Here is a 14,738-nt window from a genome sequence, read left to right on the forward strand (position 1 = left end):
GCGTGCTGCCCGCCTTGGAGGTGTAGCCGTTCTTGATGCCGATGAGCCCCCGGTACGGCTTCACCCCCTTGGCGCCGCTCAGCAGCCGGTTGGTGTTGAGGATCGGGTACGACCCGCTGCCGCCGCCGGGGAACGTGGCCTCGACGGTGGCGCAGTACCGGGCGAAGTCGGGGTTGCGCAGCCCCACCCGGCCGAACACGGCGAGGTCGTACGCCGACGACACCTGGCCCGGTGCGTCGTAGCCGTCGGGTGACACCACGTGGGTGTCGCGGGCACCGAGGGACCGGGCCTTGGCCTGCATCTGCTGGGCGGTGACCCGCCAGCCGCCGTTGAGCTCGGCCAGGACGTGCACCGCGTCGTTGCCCGAGTTGAGGAAGACACCGCGCCACAGGTCGGAGATCCGGTACGTGTGGCCCTCTTCGACCCCGACCAGGCTGCTGCCGGCGCCGATGCCGCGCAGCTCCCGCTCGCGGACCGTGTGCCGGACGCCCGCCGGCAGCCCGGGCAGCACGGTGAGGGCGAACAGGGTCTTCAGGGTGCTGGCCGGGGGCAGCTTGCGGTGCGCGTTGTGGGCGGCGAGCACCTCTCCGGTTCGGTCGTCGGCCACCAGCCAGGATAGTGCGGAGACCTCCGGGAGACGTGCCACGCCGGTGCGCAGGCGGACCTGCGTGCCGGGTCGGTACAGCAGGGAGGGGTGCGGGGCCGCGGCCCTGGGCCCGCCCGGCGGCGTGGGCTCGGCCCCGCCGGAGTCGGCCGCCGCCGCGGGCGTCAGCGCCAGAAGCCCCGCGACGCAGAGCGCACCGGCCCACGCGGTCACCCGGCAAGAGAATCCGTTGATCATGTGATCAACGTAGGAACGGAGATGCTCCGCACGGCGACGACGGGCCCGCACTCCACGCCCCAGCACCCGGATGGATGACCTCCCGTGCCCGACCCTGTGACCGTCCGCCGGGTCTTCGGCGACCTCCCTTTCGCGGAGATCGGCGTGCCCTCGGCCGTCGCCGTCAGCGAGACGAGGGCGATCGCCGTCCTGGTCGGAGACCCTGGGGCGCCTCGCGTGGACGGGCGACGGCGGCTACGCCTTCGGGGGAGCTGCTCCTCATCGATCCGACGTCGGGGCGGTCGCGCTCGATGACCCGCACGCCCCGCGAGATCCTGCGGAAAGCGGCCCCTCGCGTCAGCCCGAGGGCAGCGTCGGCTGGATGCGGCGCAGGAACGTCGCGTTGTCCGGCGTCTCGCGCATCCGCTCCAGGAGGGTCTCCAGACCGCCTTGGCCGTCCCGGCCCTGCAGCACGCGTCGCAGGCCGTGGACGGCCGCCAACTCGGCCGGACGCAGCAGGAGTTCCTCGCGGCGCGTGCCCGAGAGGGTGATGTCGACGGCCGGGAACACGCGCCGGGACGCCGGGTCCCGGCTCAGCCGGAGCTCCATGTTGCCGGTGGACTTCAGCTCCTCGAAGTAGAAGTCGTCCGCCCGCGAACCGGTCTCCACCAGGGCCGTCGCGAGGATCGTGAGCGAACCGCCCTCCTCGGCCGACCGGGCGGCGCCGAAGAACCGCTTGGGGCCGGTCAGCGCGGACGCGTCGACACCCCCGGTGAGGATGCGGCCCCCGGAGGCGGCTGCGTTGTTGTGCGCCCTGCACAGCCGGGTCAGCGAGTCGAGGAGGACCACGACGTCCTCACCGGCCTCGACGAGCCGCTTGGCGCGCTCGATCACCAGGTCGGCGAGCGCGATGTGCTGCTTGGCGCTGCGGTCGAAGGTCGAGGCGTACACCTCGCCCCGCACGCAGCGCCGCATGTCGGTGACCTCCTCGGGCCGCTCGTCGAGCAGCAGCATCATCAGCCGGGCCTCGGGGTGGTTGCCGGTGACGGCGGCGGCGACCTGCTGGAGGAGGACGGTCTTGCCGGTCTTGGGCGGGGCCACGAGGAGCCCGCGCTGGCCCTTGCCGACGGGTGCCAGCAGGTCGACGACGCGTCCGGCGAGGCCGGCCGCCGGGTGTTCGAGCCGCAGCCGCTCGCGCGGGTGCAGCGGCGTCAGGTCCAGGAAGTGGCGCCGCCCGTGCAGGCCGACGGGCGCTCGCCCGCCGACGCGTGCGACGTCGGTCAGGGCGCGCCGGTCGCCGGTCACGCCCTCGACGAGGTCGCCCTTGCGCAGGCCGTACCGGCGGATCAACGCGGGGGAGACCACGGCGTCGGCGGGCGAGGGCAGGCAGTTCTCACCGCGCAGGTGCCCCTTGCCGTGCGTGTCGATGTCGAGGACACCGGACACGGTCCGGTCCGGGGACTGCTGCTGGACGGACGGGCTTTCGAGTGTGGTGGTCATGGTGGTGGGTGTCCTTTCACGGACGGTAGGCACGGGGACATGCGAGGAAGGGGGGAGAGGCCGCGAGGGGAGGGCCTGTGGCACGCCTCCGGGCGGCGGGGAAACAGCACCTCGGGTACGACGAACACGTCGTGGTGCCGGAAGAAAGGAGAGAGAAGAAACAGCACCGGCGCCCATCAACAGGGGCGTGCACGAGTGCTGTTCGCACTGTACCACCGAAAGCGGTGGAGGCAAGCCGTTACCTCAACGCGTGGCCAGTAGCCCGTACAGCAACGGAATGCGCGGCTCGGGCAGCCGCCACCAGCCGGACTCCGTGCGGACCATCTGCGGCCAGCGCGGCCAGGGAAGCTCGTCGCCCTCCCGCAGTCGCCGCACGGCGAGTCCCGCTCCCGTCAACGCGTTCACGACCTCACCCATTCCGTGCGGCCACTCGTAACTGTCCGTGGCGCCCTCGACGGCCGGGCCGTCCGTGTAGGTGTGGGTCCCGTCGCGGTGCACCGGACCGGCGCCGCCCAGGTAGTCGTGGCGCAACAGCAGCTCGGGCCCCTCGCCCGGACCGGGCTTCGGCCCGAGCGCGTGGAGCAGGGGGTGGAACTCGACGACGTACAGCAGGCCGCCGGGACGCAGGAGCCGGGCGACGATCTCCGCCCACCGGCTGAGGTCGGGGAGGTAGCACAGGGCGCCCTTGCCGGTGTACACGACGTCGAACCGCCGCCCGCCCAGCGCCTCGACCGCGTCGTACACGTTCGCCCGGACGTACGTCACGTCCGCTCCGGCCTTCGCCGCGATGTCCCGGGCGGCCGCCACCGACGCCTCGGAGAAGTCGAGGCCGACGGCCCGGGCGCCGCGCCGCGCGAAGGCGATCGTCTCCGTCCCGAGATGACACTGCAGATGCAGCACGTCACGCCCGGCGAGCTCGCCGAGGTCCTCCCACTCGAACGGGGCGAACCAGCGCCCGGGGTCGAGGTCCTGGTCGAGACCGTAGAAGCGGCTGGCGAGGTGGACGGGCGTGCGGGCGTCCCAGTTCGCCTGGTTGGCCCGCATCAGCCGCTCGTGCTCGACGGACGTCATGGGGACATCCAACCGCGAACCGGCCGCCGGTGCCGGGAGAACGCGGGAACGGGCCCGGGGCGTGGCGCTCAGACCGAACGGGAGCGCGCCTCCTCGGCGATCCGCTCGAACTGCTCGCCCATGGCCGCCGCCAGAGCCTGGGCCGCCGACAACGGACGGACCATCACCGTGAATGCGTCGATGCGCCCCTCCTCGTCGACATGGATGAAGTCGCAGCCGTTGATCTCCCGGTCGCCCACACGCGCGGTGAAGACCAGGGCGGAGTCGCGGCCGTCCACGTCGTTGATCTCGCGCACGTAGCGGAAGTCCTGGAAGACCCCGGAGACGGCACGCAGGATCGCCGCAGTGATCGCCTTGCCGGTGTACGGCTTGAACACGACCGGACTGGTGAAGACGACGTCCGGCGCCAGCAGCGCCTCGGCGGCGTCGAGGTCGAGCTTCTCGATCGCCTCTCGGAATGCACGCATCGAAACCGCCTTAGTCGCATTGTTGAGTAGGTGCGGAGTAGATTAATCATCCCTTGGTACGGTGTCCACATGTCTCTCAAGTACGCCGTCCTGGCGGCCCTCCTGGAGGGCGAGGCCTCGGGGTACGAGCTGTCCAAGGTGTTCGACGTGTCGCTGGCCAACTTCTGGGCCTCGACTCCCCAGCAGCTCTACCGCGAACTGGAGCGTCTCGCGCAGGACGGACTGATCGAGGCGAGGGTGGTGCGCCAGGAACGGCGGCCCGACAAACGGATGTTCACGCTGACCGAGGCCGGCCGCCGGGACCTGGACGCGTTCGCCGCCACGCCGCCCCGTCGGCCCACCGCGATCCGCGACGAACTCCTCATCAAGATCCAGGCCATGGACGGCGTGGACCCGGACGCCACGCGTGCGCTGGTCGAGGAGCGTGAGGCGTGGTCCCGCGGCAAGCTCGCCCGCTACCGGCGGGTGCGCGAACGCCTCCTGGCCGGCCGCACCGAGGCGGAGTACCTCCGGGAGACCGACCGCGTCGGCCCGTACCTCACGCTGATGGGCGGCATCGGCTTCGAGGAGGAGAACCTCCGCTGGTGCGAGCGCGTACTCACCGTCCTGCGGCAGCGGGCTCCCCTAGGCTGAGCCGATGTTCAGCCCCGAAGGCCCCAGTCTGCGCGAACTCGCCGTCCAGGCGCTGTCGTCCGTCGAGCGCGGCTACGACCTCCTCGCGCCGAAGTTCGACCACACGCCGTTCCGGACACCCGACGCGGTCCTCGACGCCGTCGGCTCGGCACTGCGGCGGACCGGGCCCTTCGACGCCGGACTCGATCTGTGCTGCGGTACCGGGGCGGGCGTCGGAGTGCTGGCGCGGGTGTGCCGGGAGAGGGTGACCGGTGTCGACTTCAGCGCGGGCATGCTCGAGGTCGCACGCGAGCGGGTCGGGACGCCGGGCCCGCCGGTCTCCTGGGTCCGGGCCGACGCCCGCGCGCTGCCCTTCGGGCCCGCCTTCGACCTCGTGGTCAGTTTCGGGGCCTTCGGGCACTTCCTTCCCCGCGAACTGCCCGGGCTGTTCGCGCAGGTCCGCTCCGTGCTGCGGCCGGGCGGCTGCTTCGCCTTCCCGCTGGTCGCCCCGCCCCGCCCGGGCTCGCCCGGCTCCTGGGCACTGCTCGGCTTCGACACCGTGATGCGGGTGCGCAACGCGCTCTGGCGGCCTCCGTTCGTCATGTACTACCGCACGTTCCGCCTGGCGGCCGTGCGACGCGAACTCACGGAGGCCGGCTTCCGGGTGGAGCTGCTCGCCCTGCCGGAATTCGGTCGGCGGCCGGACGGCAGCCCCCGGGTGCGTCTGGTCATGGCGCGGCTGCCGGACCCGGCCCGGCTGCCGGCGTGAGGGTCAGCCGCGCAGGAAGTTCAGCAGGTCGTCGTTGAACGCCTTCTCGTAGTCGCCGACCAGGCCGTGAGGGGCGCCCGGGTACACCTTCAGCGTCGCGTCCCCGATCAGCTGCGAGGTGCGGTGGGCCGACGCGGCGATGGGCACGATCTGGTCGTCGTCCCCGTGCGCGACGAGCGTCGGCACGTCGATGTGCCCCAGGTCCTGCGTGAAGTCGGTCTCGGAGAACTGCGCCACGCAGTCGTAGGCGCCCTTCAGACCGGCCTGCATGCTCCACCTCCAGAAGGCCCTCCGCACCCCCTCCGAGACGGCGGCGCCGGGCCGGTTGAAGCCGTAGAAGCTCTCGCTCAGGTCCCAGTAGAACTGCGAGCGGTCCGCCGCCACGCCGGCGCGGATCCCGTCGAAGACCTCCTTCGGCGTGCCCTGCGGATTGGCCTCGGTGCGCAGCATCAGCGGCGGCACCGCCCCCAGCAGCACGGCCTTGGCGACCCGCGCGGTCCCGTGCCGCCCGATGTAGCGGACCACCTCGCCGCCGCCGGTGGAATGCCCCACCAGGACCGCGTCGTGGAGGTCCAGCGCCTCGATCAGCTCGGCCAGGTCGTCGGCGTACCGGTCCATGTGGTTGCCCTGCCAGGGCTGGCCCGAGCGGCCGTGCCCGCGGCGGTCGTGGGCGATGGCGCGGAAGCCGTGCTCGGCGACCAGCCGGGCCTGTCCGTCCCACGCGTCCGCGTTGAGGGGCCAGCCGTGGCTGAACACCACGGGCTGCCCCTCGCCCCAGTCCTTGTAGTAGAGCTCGGTGCCGTCGGAGGTCGTGAACATGGTCATGGGTGATCCTCTCGGGACTCGCCGGGGAAGCCGTGCCGTCTCTCGATGATCTCCGTCATCTCCACGAGCCCGCGTGGGCAGTCCGCCGAACGGGTGAGCGAGGGCTACCGTCCGCGGACGGCGCCTCCCGGCCCGGCAGGGTGAACTCGTGGACGGACCCGTCCCGTTGGGCGTCCCTCACGAGACCGGTGATCTCCAGTGGCGCGCGTAGCGGCCGTGCACCCGCCGGGTGACGCGCACCGACGACCTCATCCCGGGAGGAGCCCCTCACAGCGCGCCGTACAGGGCCCCGACCAGAGCCGTCTTGCGCGGGTCGTCGGCGATACGGGGCCCCATCCGGTTCATCACATAGCCCAGGGACACATCCGCCTCGGGGTCGGCGAGCCCGCAGGAGCCGCCGAAACCGTCGTGCCCGAGAGCGCGCGGGTTGGGTCCGTACGAGCCGGCGGGGCCGCTGAGCCAGACCCCGAGGCCGACCTCCGTCTCGTGCTCGAAACCGGCGCCGAGCACAAGGTCCCGGCAGCTGCCCTGCCCCTCGCGCACCCGCTCGGCCGCCTTGGGCGACAGCAGGCGGTGGCCGCCGTGGGTACCGAGGCCCGCGAAGACGCCGTACAGCCCGGCGACGGCACGCGCGGTGCCGTGCCCGTTCGCCGCCGGTATCTCCGCGGCCCGCCACTGCGGAGTGTTCGCCTCGGCGGCGGACACCGGAGGGTTGGTCAGCGCGGCGACGGCCGCCGGCACCAACTGGGCGAAGACCGAGGCATGTTCACTGCTGCCCGTGGTCGGCGCCTGCACCAGCTCGGCCGCCCGGCCGGCGTCCTCCTCCGGCAGGCCGATGCGGAAGTCCAGGCCGAGCGGGCCGGTCACCTCCCGCTCCAGGAAGGCCCCCGGCTTGCGCCCCGACACCCGGCGTACCACCTCGCCGACCAGATGCCCGTAGGTCAGCGCGTGATAGCCGGACCGGGTGCCCGGCTCCCACCAGGGCTCGGTCGCCGCGAGCCGCTGCGTGGTCAGCTCCCAGTCGCAGAGCTGCTCCAGCGAGTGCGGCTCCCGCAGACCGGCCAGACCGGCGCGGTGGGACAGCAGATGCCGGACGAGCACCTTCTCCTTGCCCGCCGCCGCGAACTCGGGCCAGTACCGGGCCACCGGCGCGTCCAGGTCCAGCAGCCCCCGGTCGGCGAGGATGTGCGCGCACAACGCCACCGGCCCCTTGGAGGTGGACCACACGTTGACCAGGGTGTCCCGCTCCCACGGCCGGGAGCGCGCCGCGTCCGCCCAGCCGCCCCACAGGTCCACCACCGTCCGGCCGCCGATGATGACGGTCACCGCGGCGCCCAGCTCACCGCGCTTGCGGAAGTTCTCCTCGAACGCCTCGCGTACCGCCGTGAAGCGCGCGTCGCACTGACCGTGCACCTGTGTCCCGAACTCGGACATGAGCCCCCTCCGCCGACCGTCCCGGGCCCGGGGCACCGCGTCGCGGCCCGGGCGCGATGAACGTACCGACGGGTCGGACCACGCGGAAGTCCGGCGCAGGGAAACGGCCGGATCAGATGTACGAGCCCATCCAGCGCAGCTTGACCGCCTGCTGGAAGGGCCCACCGCCCTCGTGGTCGTTGAAGTCGTAGACCTCGATCGCCTTGTCGTCGTGGGCCCAGGCGTTGAAGGCCGCGAAAACGGTCGACGGCGGGCAGGTCTGGTCCTCCAGGGCGGCCGAGAACAGCGCGGGGGCCCGGCCGCGGGCGGCGAAGTGCACGCCGTCGAAGTACGACACCGTGCGCAGAGCGTCCTCGGTGCGACCGCGGTGGGTCTTGAGGTAGAGACCGATCTCCCGGTACGGGTGCCGGTCCGTGAGCGTCGCCGCGCGCGGGAAGTCGCACAGGAACGGCACGTCCGGCGCGATGCCCGCCAGGTCCGGGACCAGCCCGCCGACCGCGATGGTGATGCCGCCGCCCTGGCTGGAACCGACGGCCACCGTGCGCTCCGGGTCGGTCGAGGGGTGGGAGCGGGCCGCCTCCACGGCACGCACCGCGTCCGTGTAGACCCGGCGGTAGTAGTAGTTCTCCGGGGCGTCGATACCACGGGTCATGAAACCGGGGTACGCGGGCGCGCCGCCCACCGGGTCCGCCGTACCGCCGCCCCCGCCCCAGGCGCTGCCCTGCCCGCGGGTGTCCATCACGAAGTGCGCCCGGCCCGTGGACGCCCACAGCAGGTGCTCGTGGGGGAGGCCGCGCCCGCCGCCGTAACCGATGAACTCCACCACCAGCGGCAGCGGGCCGTCCGCGCCGGCCGGGAGCGTCAGCCAGCCCTTGACCGGGTGACCGCCGAAGCCCGCGAACGTCACGTCGAACACCCGCACCGTGGTCAGGCCCGTGTCGACCGGTTCGAAGCGGGCGTCCAGGTCGTGTGCACGCGCCTGCTGGAGGGTCTTGGACCAGAAGGCGTCGAAGTCCTCGGGTTCGTCGGCCACGCTGCGGTATGCACGGAGCTCGTCGAGCGGAAGGTCGAACAGGGCCATGCGGGACCGCCTTCGGTGAGAAGCAGCTACGGGGCCGTGCGGATGATCACCCTACGGGTGGGGTCGGAGGGCGGGCCAGGCGTGTGTCCTCATGCGCCGGGGCCCGCCCGTCAGGCGTTGCGACGTGTCCACTCCGGCTCCGTACGGGCCCACGCCCGGTCCCACTCGGCCATCCGCCGGCGCAGCGCCACCCGGCGTACCAGGAAGTGGCCGAAGAGCACCACGAACACCGTCGCGCCCGCGGCGCAGGTCCCGACGGTGAGGGTGTGCTGCCACACCGCCGCCCCGTCCAACGGCGGCGCCGCACTGCGTCCCCGATCGTCGAACCAGACGTCCACGGTCTCGCCCTGCCGGGTGTCGGCGGGGACCCGGGCCGTCGCGGTGCGCGTGGCGCCGTCCGGTTCCGTCCAGCGCACGGGGGCCCGGTAGGCGCGCTGTCCGCCGGCCTGCACCGACGGCAGCGAGTCGTTCCTCCCGACCACCTCGGCCCGGACCCGGTGCCGCTCGGCCCGTTGCTCCACCGCCAGCGACCGCGCCTCGCCGTGGGCCCACCGGGCGGCGGCCACCCCGGCCAGGGGCGCGCCCACCAGGAGGAGGACGGCGACCACCAGCACGGTCCACGCCTCGACGACGTCCGACCGGCGCCGCAGCGGACTGCGCCGCCGGCGCCAGTTTCCCTTCGGGATCCGCACTGCCCGCCTCCTTGCCGTCGTCGCGGCCGGAGGGCCGGACCGGCCGTGCGGTGCGCCGCCGTCCCTCCACGTCACGTCACGCGTGCGAGTGCCCTCACCGACCGGGTACCCCGTCCGGCACCCGTCGATCGCTCCACGGCCACCTGCACGGCAGGAGCGACCGGCCGAAACCCCGGGCTGGGTGCCCGGGGCGAGGGCGGCGAAACCCCCGGGTCAGCCGAACCGTTCGATGCGGATCCGGTCCACCGGCTGACCGGCCGTCACCAGCAGCCGCGAGGCGTGCTCGGCGAACGAGTTGGAGCCGCACACATAGGCCTCCCACCCACCTGACGGCTGCTCGGCCAGGAGGGGCGCCACATGTGCGCCGGCCATACGTCCCACCGCCGCACCCTCCGGCGCGCTGCGGGTGAACACGGTGGTGGTCTCCGCACCCAACTCCCGGGCGTAGACGAGCTCATCGGGACTGCGCGCCGACACCACCATCCGCAGCGGCACGGTCAGCCGCCGTGCCCGGTGGTGCCGGATCATCGACATCAGCGGTACGACACCGGAGCCGGCACCGATGAGCAGGGCGGGCCGGTCGCCGGGCCAGGCGAAGAAGCCGCTCACCGGGCCCCGCACCTCGACCCGGTCGCCGGGCCGGGCGACGGTGTGGAACCAGCCCGAGACCTCTCCGCCCTCGACGTGGTCCAGGGTGAGTTCGACGTGCCCGGAGTCGTCGGGTGCGGACGCGAGCGAGTAGTGCCGCTGGGCGGTGTAGCCGTCCTCCGCGGTCAGCCGCACCATCAGGTGCTGGCCCGGCAGATGACCCGGCCAGCCGGGTACGGCGAGCCGGAAGGTGGCCACGCGCGGCGTCTCGCGGCGGATCTCGACGAGGGTGGCGGTCTGCCACTCGGACGCGGCCTGCTCGTGCACGGCGATGCGCCCGGGCACGGCGAACCGCGTGGGCGGCACGAAGCTCTCCGTCACGGCGGTCTCAGTCACCGGAGTACCTCTGCTCCTCCCACGGGTTGCCCCGCTCGTGGTACCCGTTGCGCTCCCAGAAGCCCGGCTCGTCGTGGTCGAGGAGCCGCAGGCCCGCGACCCACTTGACGCTCTTCCAGAAGTACAGGTGCGGAACGACCAGCCGGGCCGGGCCGCCGTGCTCGGGGGCGAGCGGCTGCCCGTCGTACTCCCAGGCGATCCAGGCGCGGCCGCCGGTCAGGTCGGCGAGCGGCAGGTTCGCGGTGTAGCCGGTGTGCGAGTAGGCGACGGCATGGGTGGCCGACCCATGGGGCCGGACCACATCCAGGAACGCGTCCAGGGACACGCCCGCGAAGCGCACCCCGAACTTCGACCAGCTCGTCACGCAGTGGATGGCGCCCTCGTACGCCGACGGCTCCAGCCGGTGCGCCGCCTCCCAGTCCCAGGTACGGGGCTCGGCCACCAGTCCGTCGACGCGGAAGGTCCAGTCGGCGGCCGCCAGCTCGGGAGTGACCTCGGCCGACAGGACGGGCCAGTCGTCGCCCGCGTCGTACTGGCCGGGCGGCAGGCCGGGGTCGGCGACGCGGGGGCGCCCGGTGAAGCCTCGGGTGATGTGCATGCGGTGGTGCCTCCGGGCCGGGCCGGCGGTGCCCCGCCGGACCGGTGTGCTCGGTGTGTGCGTACTCAACCGTACGTGCCGGGTGTCCTAGTCCTGCCGGCCGGGACCGGGCGAGGCGTTGTAGCGCACCAGGTAGTGCGCGAACCGGCTCAGATCCTCCGCGGACCAGTCGGCCAGACGCTCCCGGAAGGCCGCACGGCGGCTCTCGGTGACCTGGGCCAGGATCCGCCGCCCGGCCCCGGTCAGATGCAGCACCTGGACGCGGTGGTCCGCCGCGTCGGGGCGGCGCTCGACGAGACCGGCACGCTCCAGTCCCGTCACCTGGCGGCTGACGGTGGACTTGTCGAGGGCGTAGTGGGCGGCCAGATCGGTGGCCCGGCACCCGCCGCTCTCCTCCAGGTGCCCCAGCAGCGTGTACGACACCAGCGACAGCTCGGGGTGCATCCGGCCCGCCGCGGCCCGGGCCCGGCGGGCGAAGACCGTCATCTCGCGCTGGATGGTCTCCACGGCGTCTGCGGTGTGCACGGGACCTCCCTCACCGGTGCTGCTCGACTCCTGCCATGGTTGCACAACCCAACCACCTCGCCGGTGTCGTCCCGAGGGCCGTACCGGGCGGCGGGCCCGTCGGGTAGGGTTGCCGTCCGGCCGGGGGAGGACCCCGCCGTCGGAAGCCGAGGAGGTGAGACCCATTACCGCTGTGTCAGCTCGGGTGCTCTCCTCTCGACGTCGCGCGGATCGCCGGTCGTAGGCGATCGCCGGAGCGCCCTTCGGTTCCCGAAAGGCTCTGGGCTTCCATGCCGTCTGTCTCCGCAGTCCCCCCTTCCACGCCGGTGTCCCGTGACTCCGTCGTCGTCGCCCTGCGCGCCGCGGGCTGCGTCTTCGCCGAGGACGAGGCCGGGATGATCCTCGCCGCGGCGCGCACCCCGGCCGAGGCCGCCGCCATGGTCGAGCGCCGCGTCGCGGGTCTGCCGCTCGAACTCGTCGTCGGCTGGGCCGAGTTCCGTGGTCTGCGCATCACCGTCGCCCCGGGCGTCTTCGTGCCGCGCCGGCGCACCGAGTTCCTGGTGGAGCAGGCCTTGCGGCGGGCCTCGGGCGCCGCCGTGGTCGTGGACCTGTGCTGCGGCTCGGGCGCCGTGGGAGCGGCCCTGGCCGCCGGACTCGGTGGAGTGGAGCTGCACGCCGCCGACATCGACCCGGCCGCCGTGCGCTGTGCCCGGGACAATGTCGCCGCCGCCGGCGGCCGTGTTCACCAGGGCGATCTGTTCGAGGCACTGCCGGTCGCCCTGCGGGGCCGCGTCGGCATCCTCGCGGCCAACGTGCCGTACGTGCCGAGCGACGAGATCGGGCTGCTGCCGCAGGAGGCCCGTGACCACGAGCCACTGGTCGCCCTCGACGGCGGTACGGACGGCCTCGACGTCCTGCGCCGGGTCGCGGCCGGGGCACCCGACTGGCTCGCCCCCGGCGGCTGTGTCCTGGTGGAGACGAGTCGGCATCAGGCCCCGGCCGCCGTCGAGGCGTTCGAGCGCAACGGCCTCACGACCGACCTGGCCGTGTCGGAGGAGCTGTACGCCCACGTGGTGGTAGGCGTCCGGCCGTGAGGCCGCTCAGCCCGGTGCGGTGGCCCGCGCGATGAGCAGCGCCACGTCGTCGAAGTTGTCCGGCTCGTGCAGGGTGCGCAGCAACAGGTCGCAGACGTCCTCCAGCGGCAGGTCGGGCCCGTCGAGCAGGGACAGCAGCGTCTCGAGCCGTGCGTCGATCGGGTCCCGGCGGGTCTCGACGAGGCCGTCCGTGTAGAGCACCAGCCGGTCGCCGGGCTCGAGGTCGACGGTGGTCGTGGAGAAGGCGACGCCGCCCACGCCGAGCGGTACTCCGGTCGGCAGGTCGAGCAGTTCCGGCGGCCGGCCGGCCCGGACGCGCACCGGCGGCAGGTGCCCGGCGTTGGCGATCCGGCACTGGCGCAGATGCGGGTCGTGGACGGCGTAGACACAGGTGGCGATGGCCTGTTCCAGACCCGCGGTGATCTTGTCGAGGTGTTCCAGGAGCACGTTGGGGTCGAGACCGAGGGAGGCGAGGGTGTGGGTCGCCGTGCGCAGCCGCCCCATCGCGGCGGCCGCGGGGATGCCGCTGCCCATCACATCGCCCACGACGAGCGCCGTCCTGCCGCCGTCCAGCGGGATCACGTCGAACCAGTCGCCGCCCACCTCGCTCGTGGTGCCCGCCGGCTGGTAGCGGGAGGCGACCTCCAGCCCGCCCGTCACCCGCGGATGAGTGGGCAGCAGACTGCGCTGCAGGGTGAGCGCGGTCTCACGGGCGCCCTGGTACCAGCGGGCGTTGTCGATCTGCACCGCGGCCCGGGCGGCCAGTTCGCGCGCCAGCAGCAGGTCGTCCTCGCTGAACGGCAGCGGATTGCGGGTGCGCTTGAGGTCGAGGGCCCCCAGGACCTCGCCGCGCGCGATCAGCGGCACGGCCAGATAGGAGTGCACCCCGGCCCGGCCCAGCAGCTCGGCCGCCTCCGGGGAGCGGGCGATGTGCACCAGGTCCTCGTCCTTGACCTCCGGCAGCATCACCGGGCTCGCCGTGCGCACGCACTGGGTGACCAGCCGGTCGGGGGCGTACCGGGCGACCTGGCCGGGGGTGTCGGCCGCCTCCAGGGCCTCGGCGGAGTCACAGCCCTGGACCGCCAGCGCGCGGATCACGGCCGACTCGGCGGGCCCGAGGCTGGTGCGCCGGCCCTGCACCACCGCGTCCAGCAGGTCGACCGCCGCGACGTCGGCGAGCTCCGGCACGGCCACGTCGGCCAGCTCACGGGCAGTACGGTCGAGGTCCAGGGTGGTGCCGATGCGGCCCGAGGCGTCGGCGATCAGGGCCAGACGCCGGCGCGCCGCCTCCGCCTCGATGCCCGCCCGGTACTGCTCGGTGACGTCGACGATCGAGACGGCGACGCCCAGCACCGTCCCGAAGGCGTTCTCCAGGCGGTACAGCGAGACCGACCAGGCGTGGTCCTGGTGCGGGTCGGCCGGGGTGCGGCCGATCGTGGACTGGTCGACGACCGGCGTGCCCGTCTCCAGCACCCGGCGTGTGGCGGCTTCCAGGGCGTCCACGTCCATCTCGGGCACCACCTCGCGGGGGGTGCGGCCCAGGTGCTCCTCCGCCGGTACCCCGTTGATCTCTTCCAGTGCCTTGTTGACGGAGACGTAGCGCAGCTCGGTGTCCAGCACGGCCAGCCCGGTGGGGGACTGCGCGATCATCCGCGTCGACAGCGCCACCTCGCGCTCCAGCCGGTGCACGGTCCTCTGGTCGGCGCACAGCCCCAGCGCGTAGACGTCGCCCTGGTCGTCCAGCAGCCGCATGTTGCGGAACTCAACGAGCCGTGTGGTGCCGTCCTTGCAGCGGACCGGGAAGGCTCCCGCCCAGCTCTGACCGGTGCCCATGACGTCGGCGAACAACTTGACGACGAGGTCGACGTGCTGTTCGTGGACCATGATCCGGGCGGCGTACTGCCCGAGCGCCTCCCGGGCCTCGTACCCGAACAGTTCCTCGGCCTGCGGGCTCCACAGCACGATGCGGCCCTCGGCGTCCAGGACGACCGAGGCCACGCGCAGCACGTCGAGCAGCCCGCTCGGGCGCGCCGCACCGCGCACCGGACCGTCGCCTGCGGACTCGGGAGACCCGGCTGCACTCATCCCACGCCCCGCCTTCGCCGTCCTCGCGGCACGCCGTCGTGTGCCGACACCCCATGTTCTACCGCGCGGAGCCGTTCCCGAAGGCCCCTTCCGTCACCTTCCACCATCTCCCAACACGGCCCGGACCGCCCCGCAAGACCCGCTCCCGCGAGAACGGCACCGCCGGTAGTGCTCGCCGGAAGGTGGTGCTTTGCTGGGGTGG

Annotated in this window: 14 protein-coding genes and 1 pseudogene; 3 read left to right on the forward strand and 12 right to left on the reverse strand. The window is 73.2% G+C overall.

What is annotated here, in order from left to right; translation table 11 throughout:
* Window positions 1-4: 4 nt before the first annotated feature.
* The 4 genes and pseudogenes from ACFZDI_RS07870 to ACFZDI_RS07885 form a co-directional block, all read right to left on the reverse strand.
* Window positions 5-841 (reverse strand): annotated as a pseudogene (locus ACFZDI_RS07870) (D-alanyl-D-alanine carboxypeptidase family protein); the annotation flags it as partial.
* Window positions 842-1,177: 336 nt separating this feature from the next.
* Complete coding sequence (gene rho, locus ACFZDI_RS07875; RefSeq protein ID WP_391248566.1) at window positions 1,178-2,320, reverse strand: transcription termination factor Rho; 1,143 nt, start codon at window positions 2,318-2,320, stop codon at window positions 1,178-1,180.
* A gap of 243 nt (window positions 2,321-2,563) precedes the next feature.
* Complete coding sequence (locus ACFZDI_RS07880; RefSeq protein ID WP_391248568.1) at window positions 2,564-3,391, reverse strand: methyltransferase; 828 nt, start codon at window positions 3,389-3,391, stop codon at window positions 2,564-2,566.
* Between the two features lie 68 nt (window positions 3,392-3,459).
* Window positions 3,460-3,858 (reverse strand): nuclear transport factor 2 family protein, encoded by a 399-nt coding sequence (locus ACFZDI_RS07885; protein WP_361115129.1) that lies wholly within the window; start codon window positions 3,856-3,858, stop codon window positions 3,460-3,462.
* A 69-nt stretch (window positions 3,859-3,927) separates the two neighbouring features.
* Here ACFZDI_RS07885 and ACFZDI_RS07890 point away from each other — a divergent pair, with 69 nt between their 5' ends.
* Both ACFZDI_RS07890 and ACFZDI_RS07895 read left to right on the forward strand, forming a co-directional pair.
* A complete protein-coding gene (locus tag ACFZDI_RS07890; RefSeq protein WP_391248571.1) occupies window positions 3,928-4,491 on the forward strand; it encodes a helix-turn-helix transcriptional regulator in 564 nt (187 codons plus the stop codon).
* 4 nt (window positions 4,492-4,495) lie between these two features.
* Window positions 4,496-5,239: a class I SAM-dependent methyltransferase gene (locus ACFZDI_RS07895; protein WP_234846972.1), complete on the forward strand. Its 744-nt coding sequence runs from the start codon at window positions 4,496-4,498 to the stop codon at window positions 5,237-5,239.
* 3 nt (window positions 5,240-5,242) lie between these two features.
* Here the strand turns inward: ACFZDI_RS07895 and ACFZDI_RS07900 are convergent, their stop codons facing one another.
* The 7 genes from ACFZDI_RS07900 to ACFZDI_RS07930 form a co-directional block, all read right to left on the reverse strand.
* Window positions 5,243-6,064, reverse strand: coding sequence for an alpha/beta fold hydrolase (locus ACFZDI_RS07900; protein WP_391248573.1), 822 nt, complete (start codon window positions 6,062-6,064; stop codon window positions 5,243-5,245).
* 267 nt (window positions 6,065-6,331) lie between these two features.
* Entirely contained in the window at window positions 6,332-7,498 is a 1,167-nt protein-coding gene (locus ACFZDI_RS07905) for a serine hydrolase (RefSeq protein WP_391248575.1), read from the reverse strand.
* Window positions 7,499-7,610: 112 nt separating this feature from the next.
* Window positions 7,611-8,579 carry an acetylxylan esterase gene (locus ACFZDI_RS07910; protein WP_391248577.1) on the reverse strand — a complete coding sequence of 323 codons (969 nt, stop codon included), beginning with the start codon at window positions 8,577-8,579 and terminating at the stop codon, window positions 7,611-7,613.
* Between the two features lie 110 nt (window positions 8,580-8,689).
* Complete coding sequence (locus tag ACFZDI_RS07915) at window positions 8,690-9,271, reverse strand: hypothetical protein (protein WP_391248579.1); 582 nt, start codon at window positions 9,269-9,271, stop codon at window positions 8,690-8,692.
* A gap of 213 nt (window positions 9,272-9,484) precedes the next feature.
* On the reverse strand, window positions 9,485-10,240 hold the full coding sequence (locus ACFZDI_RS07920) for an FAD-binding oxidoreductase (RefSeq protein WP_391249493.1): 756 nt from the start codon (window positions 10,238-10,240) through the stop codon (window positions 9,485-9,487).
* 7 nt (window positions 10,241-10,247) lie between these two features.
* Window positions 10,248-10,853: a sulfite oxidase-like oxidoreductase gene (locus ACFZDI_RS07925; RefSeq protein ID WP_361115107.1), complete on the reverse strand. Its 606-nt coding sequence runs from the start codon at window positions 10,851-10,853 to the stop codon at window positions 10,248-10,250.
* An 87-nt stretch (window positions 10,854-10,940) separates the two neighbouring features.
* Window positions 10,941-11,378, reverse strand: coding sequence for a MarR family transcriptional regulator (locus tag ACFZDI_RS07930; protein ID WP_391248581.1), 438 nt, complete (start codon window positions 11,376-11,378; stop codon window positions 10,941-10,943).
* A 269-nt stretch (window positions 11,379-11,647) separates the two neighbouring features.
* On the opposite strand from ACFZDI_RS07930, the gene ACFZDI_RS07935 reads away from it, so the two are divergent.
* Window positions 11,648-12,451 carry a putative protein N(5)-glutamine methyltransferase gene (locus ACFZDI_RS07935; RefSeq protein WP_391248583.1) on the forward strand — a complete coding sequence of 268 codons (804 nt, stop codon included), beginning with the start codon at window positions 11,648-11,650 and terminating at the stop codon, window positions 12,449-12,451.
* A 6-nt stretch (window positions 12,452-12,457) separates the two neighbouring features.
* Here ACFZDI_RS07935 and ACFZDI_RS07940 read toward each other — a convergent pair whose 3' ends face one another.
* Window positions 12,458-14,536: a SpoIIE family protein phosphatase gene (locus ACFZDI_RS07940; RefSeq protein WP_391248584.1), complete on the reverse strand. Its 2,079-nt coding sequence runs from the start codon at window positions 14,534-14,536 to the stop codon at window positions 12,458-12,460.
* Between the last annotated feature and the right edge of the window lie 202 nt (window positions 14,537-14,738).

The organism is Streptomyces sp. NPDC007907 (assembly GCF_042959365.1).
Taxonomy (GTDB): Bacteria; Actinomycetota; Actinomycetes; order Streptomycetales; family Streptomycetaceae; genus Streptomyces; species Streptomyces indiaensis.

Excerpts from the sequence above, each read along its gene's own strand:
- rho (WP_391248566.1), bottom strand. The coding sequence starts at position 2,320 with ATGACCACCACACTCGAAAGCCCGTCCGTCCAGCAGCAGTCCCCGGAC.
- ACFZDI_RS07880 (WP_391248568.1), bottom strand. The coding sequence starts at position 3,391 with ATGACGTCCGTCGAGCACGAGCGGCTGATGCGGGCCAACCAGGCGAAC.
- ACFZDI_RS07885 (WP_361115129.1), bottom strand. The coding sequence starts at position 3,858 with ATGCGTGCATTCCGAGAGGCGATCGAGAAGCTCGACCTCGACGCCGCC.
- ACFZDI_RS07890 (WP_391248571.1), top strand. The coding sequence starts at position 3,928 with ATGTCTCTCAAGTACGCCGTCCTGGCGGCCCTCCTGGAGGGCGAGGCC.
- ACFZDI_RS07895 (WP_234846972.1), top strand. The coding sequence starts at position 4,496 with ATGTTCAGCCCCGAAGGCCCCAGTCTGCGCGAACTCGCCGTCCAGGCG.
- ACFZDI_RS07900 (WP_391248573.1), bottom strand. The coding sequence starts at position 6,064 with ATGACCATGTTCACGACCTCCGACGGCACCGAGCTCTACTACAAGGAC.
- ACFZDI_RS07905 (WP_391248575.1), bottom strand. The coding sequence starts at position 7,498 with ATGTCCGAGTTCGGGACACAGGTGCACGGTCAGTGCGACGCGCGCTTC.
- ACFZDI_RS07910 (WP_391248577.1), bottom strand. The coding sequence starts at position 8,579 with ATGGCCCTGTTCGACCTTCCGCTCGACGAGCTCCGTGCATACCGCAGC.
- ACFZDI_RS07925 (WP_361115107.1), bottom strand. The coding sequence starts at position 10,853 with ATGCACATCACCCGAGGCTTCACCGGGCGCCCCCGCGTCGCCGACCCC.
- ACFZDI_RS07935 (WP_391248583.1), top strand. The coding sequence starts at position 11,648 with ATGCCGTCTGTCTCCGCAGTCCCCCCTTCCACGCCGGTGTCCCGTGAC.
- ACFZDI_RS07940 (WP_391248584.1), bottom strand. The coding sequence starts at position 14,536 with ATGAGTGCAGCCGGGTCTCCCGAGTCCGCAGGCGACGGTCCGGTGCGC.